At 65.2% G+C, this 13,389-nt stretch carries 13 protein-coding genes and 1 tRNA gene; 6 read left to right on the forward strand and 8 right to left on the reverse strand.

The features are described from left to right. Positions 1–183: 183 nt before the first annotated feature. The 3 genes from ACVOLQ_RS16705 to ACVOLQ_RS16715 all read right to left on the reverse strand — a co-directional run bounded on the left by ACVOLQ_RS16705 (position 184) and on the right by ACVOLQ_RS16715 (position 2,053). Entirely contained in the window at positions 184–1,149 is a 966-nt protein-coding gene (locus ACVOLQ_RS16705) for a beta-ketoacyl-ACP synthase III (protein ID WP_481528707.1), read from the reverse strand. 91 nt (positions 1,150–1,240) lie between these two features. After that, complete coding sequence (rpmF, locus tag ACVOLQ_RS16710; protein ID WP_293715587.1) at positions 1,241–1,438, reverse strand: 50S ribosomal protein L32; 198 nt, start codon at positions 1,436–1,438, stop codon at positions 1,241–1,243. Between the two features lie 108 nt (positions 1,439–1,546). Beyond that, complete coding sequence (locus ACVOLQ_RS16715) at positions 1,547–2,053, reverse strand: YceD family protein (protein ID WP_481528708.1); 507 nt, start codon at positions 2,051–2,053, stop codon at positions 1,547–1,549. A 115-nt stretch (positions 2,054–2,168) separates the two neighbouring features. Here ACVOLQ_RS16715 and ACVOLQ_RS16720 point away from each other — a divergent pair, with 115 nt between their 5' ends. Next, on the forward strand, positions 2,169–2,741 hold the full coding sequence (locus ACVOLQ_RS16720; protein WP_481528709.1) for a Maf family protein: 573 nt from the start codon (positions 2,169–2,171) through the stop codon (positions 2,739–2,741). A gap of 142 nt (positions 2,742–2,883) precedes the next feature. On the opposite strand, the gene ACVOLQ_RS16725 is transcribed toward ACVOLQ_RS16720, so the two are convergent. Continuing rightward, positions 2,884–4,725: an ArnT family glycosyltransferase gene (locus ACVOLQ_RS16725; RefSeq protein ID WP_481528727.1), complete on the reverse strand. Its 1,842-nt coding sequence runs from the start codon at positions 4,723–4,725 to the stop codon at positions 2,884–2,886. A gap of 40 nt (positions 4,726–4,765) precedes the next feature. Between ACVOLQ_RS16725 and ACVOLQ_RS16730 the strand changes: the two genes are divergently transcribed. The 4 genes from ACVOLQ_RS16730 to ACVOLQ_RS16745 are packed head-to-tail and all read left to right on the forward strand — an operon-like array spanning position 4,766 to position 9,147. Next, positions 4,766–5,713, forward strand: a complete 948-nt coding sequence (locus tag ACVOLQ_RS16730) for an AAA family ATPase (protein WP_481528710.1) — start codon at positions 4,766–4,768, stop codon at positions 5,711–5,713. Position 5,714: 1 nt separating this feature from the next. After that, entirely contained in the window at positions 5,715–6,671 is a 957-nt protein-coding gene (locus ACVOLQ_RS16735; RefSeq protein ID WP_481528711.1) for a DUF58 domain-containing protein, read from the forward strand. Beyond that, on the forward strand, positions 6,668–8,626 hold the full coding sequence (locus ACVOLQ_RS16740) for a transglutaminase TgpA family protein (RefSeq protein WP_481528712.1): 1,959 nt from the start codon (positions 6,668–6,670) through the stop codon (positions 8,624–8,626). The genes ACVOLQ_RS16735 and ACVOLQ_RS16740 overlap by 4 nt, the downstream gene beginning before the upstream one ends. Further along, a complete protein-coding gene (locus ACVOLQ_RS16745; protein WP_282270727.1) occupies positions 8,623–9,147 on the forward strand; it encodes a Slp family lipoprotein in 525 nt (174 codons plus the stop codon). Before ACVOLQ_RS16740 ends, ACVOLQ_RS16745 begins: the two co-directional genes overlap by 4 nt. Before the next feature lie 216 nt (positions 9,148–9,363). Here ACVOLQ_RS16745 and ACVOLQ_RS16750 read toward each other — a convergent pair whose 3' ends face one another. The 4 genes from ACVOLQ_RS16750 to dnaX all read right to left on the reverse strand — a co-directional run bounded on the left by ACVOLQ_RS16750 (position 9,364) and on the right by dnaX (position 12,822). Further along, positions 9,364–9,711 (reverse strand): histidine triad nucleotide-binding protein, encoded by a 348-nt coding sequence (locus ACVOLQ_RS16750; protein ID WP_481528713.1) that lies wholly within the window; start codon positions 9,709–9,711, stop codon positions 9,364–9,366. A gap of 49 nt (positions 9,712–9,760) precedes the next feature. After that, positions 9,761–10,360: a recombination mediator RecR gene (gene recR, locus ACVOLQ_RS16755; protein ID WP_282270729.1), complete on the reverse strand. Its 600-nt coding sequence runs from the start codon at positions 10,358–10,360 to the stop codon at positions 9,761–9,763. A gap of 107 nt (positions 10,361–10,467) precedes the next feature. After that, positions 10,468–10,788, reverse strand: coding sequence for a YbaB/EbfC family nucleoid-associated protein (locus tag ACVOLQ_RS16760; RefSeq protein WP_313170267.1), 321 nt, complete (start codon positions 10,786–10,788; stop codon positions 10,468–10,470). A gap of 6 nt (positions 10,789–10,794) precedes the next feature. After that, on the reverse strand, positions 10,795–12,822 hold the full coding sequence (dnaX, locus tag ACVOLQ_RS16765) for a DNA polymerase III subunit gamma/tau (RefSeq protein ID WP_481528714.1): 2,028 nt from the start codon (positions 12,820–12,822) through the stop codon (positions 10,795–10,797). Positions 12,823–12,960: 138 nt separating this feature from the next. On the opposite strand from dnaX, the gene ACVOLQ_RS16770 reads away from it, so the two are divergent. Beyond that, positions 12,961–13,053, forward strand: a tRNA-Ser gene (locus ACVOLQ_RS16770). Positions 13,054–13,389: the final 336 nt, after the last annotated feature.

The following is a 13,389-nucleotide window of genomic DNA, read 5'->3' on the forward strand; positions in this document are numbered from 1 at the left end:
CCCCCCCCCCGTTTCCCGCTTCCCTCCCACCCCCGCCCCCCTCCGCGTCCCTGCCGCGGCGGCGGGCGCCCCCCCCCGCCCCCCCCCCCCCCCCCCCCCCCCCCCCCCCCCACTACAGGGGAAGCCTTAACGACGACGGGCAGCCATTGGCTGCCCGTGCGGTACATCTGTATGCGGAGGTGCTTAGTAGCGCAGCAGTGCCGAGCCCCAGGTGAAACCGCCACCGAAGGCTTCCAGCAGCAACAGCTGGCCACGCTCGACGCGACCCGAACGGATCGCAGCGTCCAGCGCCAGCGGCACCGAACCGGACGAGGTGTTGCCATGCTTGTCGACGGTGACCACAACGCGGTCCATCGGCATATCCAGGCGCTTGGCCGTGGCTTCGATGATGCGCAGGTTGGCCTGGTGCGGGATCAACCAATCCAGGTCGGATTTGTCCAGGCCATTGGCCTGCAGGGTTTCATCAACCACCGAGTCCAGCGCCTTGACGGCGTACTTGAACACGTCGTTGCCCTTCATGTTGATCTTGCCCGGCTTGTCGAAGCCGACCGACACACCGATCGGATCCCACAGCAATTCCTTCTTGCTGCCATCGGCATGCAGGTGGGTGCTGAGAATGCCGGTTTCTTCGTCGGCCTTGAGCACGACGGCGCCCGCGCCATCGCCGAACAGCACGCAGGTAGTGCGATCGGTCCAGTCAACGATACGAGTCAGGGTTTCCGCACCGATCACCAGGATGTGCTTGGCGTCGCCGCTGCGGATGAATTTGTCGGCCACGCTCAGGGCGAAAATGAAGCCCGAGCACGCCGCGTTCACGTCAAATGCCGCCGAACCAGAGGCGCCAAGGCGGGCCTGGATCAAGCATGCGGTCGACGGGAAGATCAGATCCGGCGTGGTGGTACCCACGATGATCATGTCCAGCTGCGAAACCTCGATGCCGGCAGCTTCCAGCGCGCGCAAAGCGGCGTTGTAGCCCAGGTCACTGGTGGTTTCGCTGTCGGCAGCGATGTGCCGCTCACGGATACCCGTGCGCGACTCGATCCACTCGTTGGTCGTGTCGACAATCTTGGTCAGATCGTCGTTGGTCAACACTTTCTCGGGCAAGTAACTACCAGTGCCCGCGATCCTCGAGTAGATCCGCTTGCTCATGCTGTTTCCTATTGCGCGAAGCCGCCCGCAGGCGGCCCCGGAAGAATCGGTGCAACAACCGCCACACTCAGGTGGCGGCAGCCGTCACAAATCAATCTTCTTCAACGACCGAGTTCGACTTGGTCGTGATCACCTTCTTGCCGCGGTAGAAACCGTCAGCAGTGATGTGGTGACGCAGATGCACTTCACCGGTGGTCGGATCGGTGGACAGCTGCTTTGCGCTCAGGGCGTCGTGGGCACGACGCTGGCCGCGGCGGGACGGGGTAACACGGGATTTCTGCACAGCCATGGGATTGCTCCAAACTCGGTTTCGTTTGCTTCGTCGTTTAATTGCACAGGACGCCAGCGTCCAGCACTACTCGCTTTCGCCGCAGCCGCCGACGATTACCGGCCGCAATTATTTCTTCAGCGCCGCCAATGCCGCAAAGGGATTGGCCTTGCTCAATTCTTCTTCGGTTGCGGAGAAGTCACGTTCGACCGCCTCGCTCCCCGGCGCCAGTGCAACCACCGGCACCGCCAACACCAATTCGTCTTCCACCAGATCCAGCGGCCGCAGGTTGCCTTCTTCCGGCACCAGCAGCGCTTCATATTCCTCTGGAAGCGCGGATTCCTCGTCCTCGTCCTTGATCAAACCCAAGCGCTGCTTGATCGACACCGGCAGCAGGAAGCGCTGCATGGTGCGCTGACAGATCAAGGGCAGCTCGGTATCGATGGTCAGATCGACATAGGCCACCTGCAGCACGTTGTCGCGATCAAATTCCAGCGCATACGTGCACTGGCCTTCGGTATCGGCAACCAGACCCTGCAGGCGGGTCAATTCGGACAAAGGCACCTGGCCGTCAAAGCGCCTACGCGCTACGACCATCCGCCAAGCATCCAGCAATTCGGGCACGTTCGCGGACATAAGCTGCAGAATGTTAAGGAGTAGCCCCGCCGCTGTCAAATCCAAGGCGACGGAAACATTGTCAGACCGGGGGCGGCGCAGCAGACTGCCCGTCCCGAGCTGCGTATTTTTACACATGAAGCCCCTGATTCTCGCCTCCACGTCACGATATCGCGCCGAATTGCTTAACCGGCTCAGGATTTCGTTCAGTTCGGCTGCCCCGACGGTGGACGAAACCCCACTCCCCGGCGAACCGCCAAGCGCTCTGGCACGCCGCCTGGCCAGCGCCAAGGCTGACGTCGTGGCCCGCCAGCACCCGGGCAGCTGGGCTATCGGTTCGGACCAGGTTGCCGAGCTGAATGGGCAACCTCTGGGCAAACCCGGTAGTCGCGAGGCCGCTTGTGCGCAACTGGCGGCAATGTCCGGCCATGAAGTGCTGTTCCATACGGCCGTGTGCGTCAGCGATGGCGATGCGCAACTTCAAGCCATTGATCTCACCCGCGTGCGCTTCAGGACCCTGCTGATGACAGAGATCGAGCGCTACGTCGATGCCGAGCAACCGCTGGACTGTGCTGGCAGCTTCAAGTGTGAGGGCCTGGGCATCACCCTGTTCGAGGCCATCGAGAACACCGACCCTACCGCGCTGATCGGCTTGCCGCTGATAAAGACCGCGCAGCTGCTGCGACAGGCAGGCTATCAACTGCCCTAGCCTGCGGTTTCACCGCAGCCCGGGTAAGCGCAGCGCACCCGGGAACCACATCTACCGGTCGTTCAGTACTTCTCGCCAACAGCCCCGGGTGCGCTGCGCTTACCCGGGCCACGGCTTCAGCTGCGACAAACCGACCAGGTTGCTATTTGACCTCGAACGGCTGCTCGGCCCAGGTTTCGACACTGCCGTCATTGCCGTGCAGGCGCAGACCCAGCCAATGCCTGCCCGGTGTCAACGCCGAGGTCTCCAGGCGTGCGTCGAAGCCGATATGCGGATGCTGCGGATCGTTGGATATCTTCCAGAACGGGCGCACGTCAAAGCTGCGCCCATAGGTGGCGTCGCCCACGCTGCGCCCATCCAGCAGCACTTCCACCCGCGACAAGCCGACACCGTCCTTGAACGCCCAGCCACTGACTTCCAGTGCGCCATCCACCGTCTGACCCAGCAGCGGGGTTTCCACCCATGCCATCGCCGGCGTGACGCACGCCCCCTGCTGCTTCTGCGCTGGCAGGCGGAACAGCAGGAAGCGCTGGAAGCCATGGTCGAGGGAGATCACCCGCGGCGGCGGCAACGGCCCCACCAGCTCGCAGACCTTGTGGTAGCGCGCCAGCAGATCACGGTACCGCTGGTCTCCCGGCGCCAATACCAGCAGCACCGGCGTCGAACGGTTGCCATCGCTGATCAGCTTCCACAACGCCAGCTGCGCGGTACGACCGTGACGATCGTTGAGCGCATGCGGCAATACCTTGATCGCCGGATCATTGAGGCGGAAGCCGAGCTCGGCCCCCACCTTGAAGCTGCCTGCCAGCAATTGGGTATCTTCCGGCATCTGCGCGAGCTCATCGCGCACCCCATCCGCCAATTGCTGCCAACCAGCGAAATTGCGCGGGTAGTACTTGCTGCCGGCCATATGCTCGCGCAGCCCCGGCGAGGCGGCGAACAGGTAGTAACTCATCGCCAGCACCAGGCCCAGCGAGGTGAGCGCCCACAGCGCGCGCCGCCATGGGCGCGACCAATGGTTGAGCAGCGCCGGCACGCAGACCAGCAGTGCCAGATAGCCCGGCAGCGGCCAATGGAAGCTGACCCGCTCCACGTCGGTGAAGAAGCCCAGCGCAAAGATCAGCAAGGTGGAGGTGGCTCCTACCAAGGCAAAGTAGCGCCATTGCAGATGATGGAAACCGCCCTGCGCATTGCGCAGGCCCCGGACCGCCACCACCGCCATTGCCGCAAACAGCAGCGGCGTCACCATCAGCGGCTGGATCACCAGGAACAACAACCCTTCCGATTGGAACGCCCATGGATGGCGCTCAACCAGCTGGAACTTCAGCCCTGCGTCCTGGTTGTCCAGGTTCCACGCCAGCAACGGCACCCAAGCCGCCACGCCTACCGACAGCGCGATCCATACGCGTGGATCGCGCAGCATCCGGCGGCCTTCCGGCAACAGCAGCAGCGCAATGAAGCCGACGCAGATCACACCGATGAAACGGTAATGGCTCAGCGCGCCCATCAACAGGCCGCAGGCCAGCAACAAGGCGCCGCCGGCGCCCACGCCACGCAGCAGGCGTGCACCGGCATCCAGACATAGCAGCGCCGCGATCGCCATCGGCACGTCCGGCACCGCGAGGATGCCCAGCGTCGCCGACAAGGGCATCAACAAGGCCAAGGAACCAGCGCGCCAACCCATGCGCACGCCAAACCAGCGCGTGCAGATGGCAGCGACCATCCATGGCAGCGCCGCGCCCATGATCAGGAACGGCAAGCGCACCCCAAGCCGATGATCACCGGCAACCTCGACCCCCAGCCGCGTCAACCACGCCGTCAGGCCAGGCAGGTCCGAATAGGCAGCAGCCAGATGCTGGCCTTCCTGCCAATAGAACGCTTCGTCCACGAACAAAGGCAATTGCGAGGCAAGCAGAACCTTGGCCGTGGTGACCAGCACCCACAACACCAGGAACGTTACGTATGCGCGTTGCTCACCCCTGATTGCCACGTACACTTCCTTCAGCCCAAATATCGAGACGACCATGACAATGGCGCCGCCCGGAATGCTAACCGAAGTAACACTACAGTCCCTATCGGCAGCGCAACAGCAGGTCAATTCCCTATTGCTCGGCAAGGCGCAGGAGGTGCGGATGGCATTTGTCGCGCTGCTGTCCGGCGGACATCTGCTGATCGAAGACCTGCCCGGGCTTGGCAAGACCACCCTGGCCCATGCCATGGCCTCCAGCCTGGGCCTGCAGTTCCAGCGCGTGCAGTTCACCTCCGATCTGTTGCCCGCCGATGTGCTCGGCATCTCGGTTTACGAAGCCCATAGCCGCAGCTTCCAGTTCCATCCCGGCCCCGTGTTCTGCAACCTGTTGCTGGCTGACGAGATCAACCGCGCCCCGCCCCGCACGCAGAGCGCCCTGCTCGAAGCGATGGCCGAGCAGCAGGTGACGCTCGATGGCGTGACCCATCGCCTGCCCGATCCCTTCTTCGTGATCGCTACCCAGAACCCGGTGGACATGTCCGGCACCTTCCCGTTGCCGGACTCACAGCTGGATCGCTTCCTGCTGCGCCTGACCCTGGGCTATCCCAATGCCGATGCCGAACGTGCCCTGCTGGCTGGCGAAGACCGCCGTGATCTCATCGCGCGGGTTGCGCCCTGCCTCTCCGAGCAGGACATCCGCAGGCTGCGCGACGCGGTGACCCAGGTACATGCCAGCGACGCGCTGGTGGACTATGTGCAGGCCCTGCTTACTCGCAGCCGCCAGCATCCGGGGGTGCGCGTAGGCCTGTCGCCACGCGCCGGCATCGCCCTGCTGCGCGCAGCCAAGGCGCACGCCCTGCTGCTCGGCCGCCGCCATGTGATACCGGAAGACGTGCAGGCCTTGTTCATCGCGGTAGCCGGGCATCGCCTGGTCGCCGAGGCCGAAGCGTCCTCCGGCCCGACCCTGGCGCGCGCCATCCTGCACAGCGTGCGGGTCGACTGAAGTGCGGGCAGCGTTGCGGCAACGCCTGCAATCACTGCAGCTTCTGGCCCGCCCCCGGCAGCCCGAACAACTGCCTACGCAGCTGGATCGACGCCGCATCTACGTGCTGCCGACCGGCTTTGGGCTGTTCCTGGCGGCCCTGCTTGCAGTGATGCTGCTCGGCGCGCTGAACTACAACAACAACCCGGCCCTGTTGTTGGCCTTGGTCTTGGCCGCAACCGCACTGGCCAGCAGCTTGCAGGCACATCTGCAGCTGTCCGGCCTGCGCCTGGACGCCGTTTCCGCCGATCCGGTGGCCGCCGGCACTCCCATCCGCCTGCGCCTGGCACTTGCCCGCAGCGACGGTCGCCCGCGCCGTGCCCTGCAACTGGACTGCGCGCAGGCAAGGACCCACTTCAACCTGGAGCAGCACAGCCAGGCCGAGGCCGATCTGTGGCTGCCGACCGTGCAACGCGGTTGGCTGGATCTTTCCCGCATCCGCATCGCAACCACGCAACCACTGGGACTGGTCCGGGCCTGGGCATGGTTCTGGCCAGACGCGGCGCTGCTGGTCTATCCCGCACCGGAAGCCAACGCGCCACCGCTACCCGACGCCGGCAGCGCTTCCACCCGCACCCGCGTGCATCCGCAGGGCGAGGAGCTGCAGCAGATGCGTCCTTACCGCAGCGGCGATTCGCGCCGCAGCATCGCCTGGAAGCACTCGGCACGACGCGATGAATTGCTGGTGCGCGAGTACGAGCGCCCCTACGGCGCCGAACTGGTACTGGATTGGCAGCAGCTGCGCGCCCTGCCGCACGAACGTCGCATCTCCCGGCTCGCACGCTGGGTGGAAGACGCCGAGCGCGAAGGCCGCAGCTACCAACTGCGCCTGCCGGGCATGCCTGCACTGGGACCGGCCAGCGGCGATGCCCACCGCCACCTCTGCCTGCGCGCATTGGCGCTGCTGCCACCGGCATGAAGATCAATTCCCCCGCACTGAGCGCCGGCAGCCGCGCCTGGATCAACCTGGTCACCGTGCTGTGCCTGCTGCCCTTGCTGCTGCAGCTGCCTGTCACGCTTGCCGTGGTCTTCGGTATCACCACGTTGCTGGTGGCGCTGTGGTCATGGCGCAACGCCATGCCCTTGCCGCTGCGCCTGTTGCTGGTTGGCATCATGCTGGCCTGCATCTACTGGCAGATGGGCGCCAGACCCGGCCGCGACAGCGGCTGCGCCCTGCTCGCCGCAATGCTGGCGATCAAGTCCAGCGAGCTGCGCAACCTGCGCGATGCACGCAGCCTGATTGGTTTCGCCCTGTTCGCCCCCTTCGCCGCCTTCCTGCTTGACCAAGGGCCAGGCACCTTGCTGATGTCGGCAGCCGCGGTGGTCGCCGCCCTGCTGGCCCTGCAACGGCTGGCGGATGAGGAAGTCGGCATCGCCCACCTGCCGCCGCGCGCGCAGCTGCGCACGGTTGGCCGGCTGATGTTGCTGGCGCTGCCGCTGGCGTTGTCGGCGTTCTGGCTGGTACCGCGCCTGCCGACGCCGCTGTGGGGCACGCCGGAACGGGCAGTCAGCCGGCCAGGCCTGTCCGGCAGCATGCAGCCCGGCGGCTGGATCGACCTGATGGCTGACGACAGTCCGGCGCTGCGGGTGGAGTTCTTTGGCCCGGTGCCACCGCAGGACCAGCGGTATTGGCGCGGCCCGGTCCTGACCCGCTTCGACGGCCGCCGCTGGACCCGCCTGGAAAGCCAGCTCTACGGACAGCCGCCGGCGCTGCGCCCTGCCGCCCCGCGTTGGGATTACCAGATCGAGTACGAGCCGACCGACCGCCGCGAACTGGTCGCACTCGACCTGCCACTGCAGGCCCCCAACGGTGCCCATCTGGACGCCGACTACAGCCTCAGCACACCGCAACCACTCACCGCACTTAGCCGCTGGCGCATGCAGTCCAGCGCCGCCAGCACCTTCCAGGCCGAATTGCCGGCACCTCTGCGACAGCAGGCCCTGCAGCTGCCAGAGGGCTTCAATCCGCGCACCCTGGCCCTGGCCCGGCAATGGCGCGACGAAGCCGGCAATGACCAGGCCGCCCTGGTCCGCCGTAGCCTGGACTGGATCCACCGCGAGTTCGCCTACACCTTGGCCACGCCCTTGGCCGGCCGCCATTCCGTCGACGAATTCCTGTTCGACCAGAAAGCCGGCTACTGCGAGCATTTCAGCGCTGCGTTCGTGGTGTTGATGCGCGGTGCCGGGGTGCCCGCACGCGTTGTCACCGGTTACGCCGGTGGTGTCCGCAACCGGTTCGGCAATTACTGGGTTGTGCGCCGCCTGGATGCACATGCCTGGGCCGAAGTGTGGCTGCCACAGCGCGGCTGGGTACGCGTGGACCCCACCGCAGCGGTTGCGCCGGAGCGCATCTACGACACGCTCGAAGACCGCCTGGGCGACAACGACACCGGCGGCACAGGACTGGACCTGGCCGGCCGCTGGGGCAGCCTGCTGCAATACGGTGACTACCTGCGCCGCGGCTGGAACACCGCCGTACTGTCCTTCAACGCCGAGCGCCAGCAACACCTGCTCAGCGCCATCGGCATCAAGCAGTTGAACCCCTCACAACTGGTCGCCTTGTTTGCCGGTTTCGCCGCCCTCACCCTGGGCCTGATGGTCTGGTTGCTGGCCCGGGGCGAACGCCAGCGTGACCCGCTGCTGCGTGCCTGGCAGCGACTGGACCGGCGCTACCAGCGCCTGGGCCTGGGCCGCGAACCCTTCGAAACCGCCAGCGACTGGGCCAGGCGCGTCGACCGCGAACGCCCCGGCAGCGACCTGCTGGCACTCAGCCAGCGTTTCACCCAGGCGCGCTACGCTGGCGTCCGATCGGATGTCGTTTCATTATTGGCGGACCTGCACAGGCACCGCCCGAAACCCGGAGTACGAACATGAAGACCCGCATCCTCCTCGTTGCCGCTGCCAGCCTGGTGCTGGCCGCCTGTGCCACGGCCCCCAAACCACTGCAGGGACAGTTCACCCCGGTTTCGCCGCGTGATGCGGTGGCACAGAAGCAGACCGGCGCACCGGTACGCTGGGGCGGCCGCATCATCGAAACCATCCCCGGCCAGGGCGAAACCTGCTTCCAGATGCTGGCCCGCCCGCTCAATGCCAGCGGCCGCCCGAGCACCACCTCCAGCGATGCCAGCGACGGCCGCTTCCTGGCCTGCCGCAGCGGCTTCTATGATCCAGCGGTGTTCGAGCCGGGCCGCGACGTGACCTTCATTGGCCGCATCGATGGCTACCAGAGCACCAAGATCGGCGAGTACGACTACCCGCTGCCCAAGCTCTCCGCCGACGTGGTCTACCTGTGGCCGGTACAGCGCGAAGTGGAAGTAGTACCCGCCTACCCGTACGGCCCGTGGGGCCCGGGTTGGGGTCCCGGCTGGGGCTGGGGTTACCGCGGCTGGTGGTAACAAACTGAAAACGCCGCCCCAAGGGGCGGCGTTTTTGTTTGGCTCTTAGATGCCTTTGGATCTTTTGTAGGAGCGGCGTGAGCCGCGAAGCCACAGATCCCTCCGCCGCAAGCGACATGGCGCAATCAGAAACTGCTGGATCGCGCGAACAGGTTTCGCAGTTGCTTGGTTGCTACCGGCTTCGCGGCTTACGCCGCTCCTACAAAAGCAGCTCTCTCACGCGCCGAAATGCCCCAAGGGCGCGCCTGCCAACAAATGCAGGTGGATGTGGAACACGGTCTGCCCGGCATCTTCGCGGCAATTCATGACGATCCGATAGCCGTTCTCGGCGAAGCCTTCCTGGCGTGCATACGCCGCCGCGGCCAAGGCCAGCTTGCCGATCAGATGCGCCTGCGACGGCTGCAGATCATCCAGGGTGGGGATGACCTCGTTCTTCGGGATGAAAAGCACATGCACCGGCGCCTGCGGGGCAATGTCCTTGAAGCCCAGCACTTCATCGTCTTCGTAGACGATGGCGGCGGGAATTTCGCGACGAATGATCTTGCCGAAAATGGTGTCTGTCATGTGGGGCTCGCTGCAGTAAACGACCTACAGCTTACAACCCCCGCAGCGCTTATTCGCCGACTTCGCTGCGGCTGCCGAAGGCATGCGACAAAGTGCCGCGATCCACGTACTCAAGCTCGCCGCCCAATGGCAGGCCCTGGGCCAGGCGGCTGGGGCGCACCTTGTTGCGGCGGGCCAGCTGCGCCAGGTAATGCGCGGTGGCCTCGCCTTCAACCGTGGAGTTGGTGGCGATGATCAATTCGGTGACTTCCCCCTGCGCCAAACGTGTTTCCAGCTGATCCAGGCCCAGCTCACGCGGGCCGATGCCATCCAGCGGCGACAAGCGCCCCTGCAGCACGTAGTACACGCCGCGGTAGCTGGTGGCGTGCTCGATTGCCAGCCGATCCGCCGGTGACTCGATCACGCACAGCATCTGCCGCTCGCGGCTGCTGCTGGCGCAGACCGGGCACAGCTCGGTTTCGCTGAAGTCGCGGCATTGCTTGCAGTGGCCGATCTTCTCGATGGCCTCGGCCAACACTTCCGACAGGCGCTGGCCGCCGTCACGGGCACGCTCCAGCACGTGGTAGGCCATGCGCTGGGCCGTCTTCTGGCCAACGCCGGGCAGTACCCGGAAGGCTTCGATCAGTTGTTCCAGCAGCGGCAGGCTCATCGCAACGGTCTCATCACAGCAGGCGTATCGCTAAAACAAGCGCGCGAAGCCCGGAGGCTTCGCGGCGCGGGGACGTGCATGCGCCGGGTCAGCCGGCGCGAACCACATCAGAACGGCAGCTTCATGCCCGGAGGCAGCTTCATGCCGGCCGTGGCCGAACCCATGCGGCTCTGCGATTCGGCGTCGATCTTGTTGGAAGCATCATTGAAGGCGGCGGCGATCAGGTCTTCAGCCATTTCCGGATCGCTCAGCACCGACGGATCGATGCGCACCTTGCGGCACTCCTTGGTGCCACTCAGGGTCACGCTGACCATGCCACCGCCGGCGCTGCCGGTGACTTCCAACTTGGCGATTTCTTCCTGGGCCTTCTGCAGGTTTTCCTGCATCTTCTGGGCCTGCTGCATCATTTGGGCGATATTGCCGCGCATGGTTCGTTACTCTTTGAAAGGACGGATGGAATCGGCCACGACCCGTGCACCCTGCTGTAGCAGCTGCTGCACCTGGGGGTCGGCCATGAACACGGCTTCTGCCGCGGATTGCTGTTCACCGCGCTGACGATCAGCGCGCTGGTGCAAGGTCTCAGCCTGCGCGTCACCGGTCTCAATGAGGATCTTGGGCGTGCTACCCAAGGCCTGCGACAGCGCCTGCGCCAAGGCATTCAAGGCGCGCTCAGACTGCAGGTATTCAAAGCCCGGCAACAAGGCCAGCCGCAGCACACCGTGCTGGAAGCTGACGAAGGCGGCATTGGCGGCCAGCTCGCGCGACGGACCACTCAGGCCGCTGTCGTCGATCAGGTCCAGCCACTGCTCGGCCGTGTTCAGGCTGCGCCCGCCCTGCGCCGATACGGTCGGCGCTGCTGGTACCGCCGGTTCGATGGCGATGCCGGTCGGACGCACCGGCTCGGCCCGCTGAACCGGCTGCGGCGCAGCGACGGGCGCCGGCTTCGGCGACTCAATCGGTGCTGCAGCCGGCATTTCAATGGCTTCAGGCGCCTCCGGCATAGCCATTTCGGCCGCCATTGCCTCATCGCGCGCACTCGCTTCAGCCGCCTCAACCGCCCATGGCGGCAGATCGTCGTCAGCAGCTGCGGGCTTGGCGGTTTGAATCGGGGCCGAAGCTGCAACCGGAGCTTGCACGGGCTCAGGCGCGGGCGCTGCGGGTTCGGGCGCAGGCGCGGCTTGTTGCGGCACGACGGCTGCTGGTTCGAGTACAGGCTCGGGCTTGGGTTCTGACACAGGCGCGACTGCAGCTGGTGCAGCCTGCGCTGCAACCGGCTTGGCGGTTTGCGCCGACGCTGCGGCAGCGGCAGGTGCGGTTTGCGTGTTGCCACCCACACCTGCGCCAGTCCCGGATGCGCTGCCTTCCGGTGTCGCCGGTACTGCGCCTGCCGGGCGGAACGCCAGCATGCGCAGCACGGTCATTTCAAAGCCCGCACGCGGGCTGGGCGCCAGATGCAGGTCGCGACGGCCACCGAGAGCCATCTGGTACCAGAGCTGCACCACTTCCGGGCGCAGGCGCTGGGCAAACGCCACCGCGTCGACGCCCTCGCCCGGTACGACAGTGCCCGGCACCAGCTGCTGCACCTGGATGCGGTGCAGGCCTTCAGCCAAAGCATCCAGCACCCCGCTCCAGTCCGGCGAGAACTCGGCCAACCCGGCAACCACCTGCAACAGGCGCGCGCCTTCGCCATCGGCCAGGGCATCGAGCATGGCGCTGACCTGCGTGCGATCAACCGTGCCCAGCATGGTGCGCACCACGTCGTCGCGCAGCGCGCCGCCCGCATAGGCAATGGACTGGTCCAGCAACGACAAACCGTCACGCAGCGAGCCATCGGCCGCGCGTGCCAACTGCACGATCGCGCTGTCGTCGAACTCGATCTGCTCGGCGCCGAGGATCCGCGTCATCTGCCCGCGGATCTGCTCCTCGTCCAGGCGCTTGAGGTTGAACTGCAGGCAGCGGCTGAGCACGGTGACCGGCAGCTTCTGCGGATCGGTGGTGGCCAGCAGGAACTTCACGTGCTCCGGCGGCTCTTCCAGCGTCTTCAGCAGCGCATTGAACGCCGCCTTGGAGAGCATGTGCACTTCGTCGATCAGGTAGACCTTGTACTGCCCACGCGAGGGCATGTACTGGGCGTTCTCGATCACCTCGCGCACGTCATCCACGCCGGTATTGGACGCGGCATCGATTTCCAGCAGATCGATGTAGCGGCCGGCATCGATGTCCAGGCAGGCCCGGCACTGACCGCAGGGGTCGGCACTGGTGCCGTTCTCGCAGTTCAGCGACTTGGCGAAGATGCGGGCAATGGTGGTCTTGCCGACACCCCGGGTGCCGGTGAACAGAAAGGCGTGGTGGACGCGGCCACTGTCGAGCGCATTGCTGAGCGCGCGGACCACGTGTTCCTGGCCCACCAACTCGGCAAAACGCTTCGGACGCCACTTGCGGGCAAGGACGAGATAGGACATCAGGCAACCGTCTTCATCTGAAGCCCCATTGTGCCACGCCCGACCCTTCCGCCAGCACCCGCTCAGGGGGTGCTTGTGAACGGCCGCCAGTCCCTATAGAATCCACGCCCCTGCCGAGGCATTAGCGCGGCAGGATCCGGAGAGGTGTCCGAGTGGTTGAAGGAGCACGCCTGGAAAGTGTGTAAGCGTCTAAACCGCGCTTCGGGGGTTCGAATCCCCCTCTCTCCGCCAGACGATTGAACTAAGCCCCTGATTTTCTGGGGCTTTTTTCTTTTCAAGCCTAATCAGTATGCCATTCAGTATGCCATTTGCACTTGGCTGCAGTTGGCCCGCACTGACCAACATTGAGCCCGCGACCACACGCAAGTCCCAGCCGCTGCAGTCATTGCGATCTCGAAAAACGAGCAATTTGATAGGGTGTGCCGCTCAGCAGAGCTGTGGTCCCGATCATTCGCTCTATGCGGAAACAGCAGATACGCAACCGACCATCTGAGATTTCCCCAACTTTTCTGGCTCGACACCGAAAAAACCCTTCCTTATCCAAGCTCCTCAACTCTCTGGACCATG

The sequence above is a fragment of the Stenotrophomonas sp. STEN031 genome (assembly GCF_056759975.1).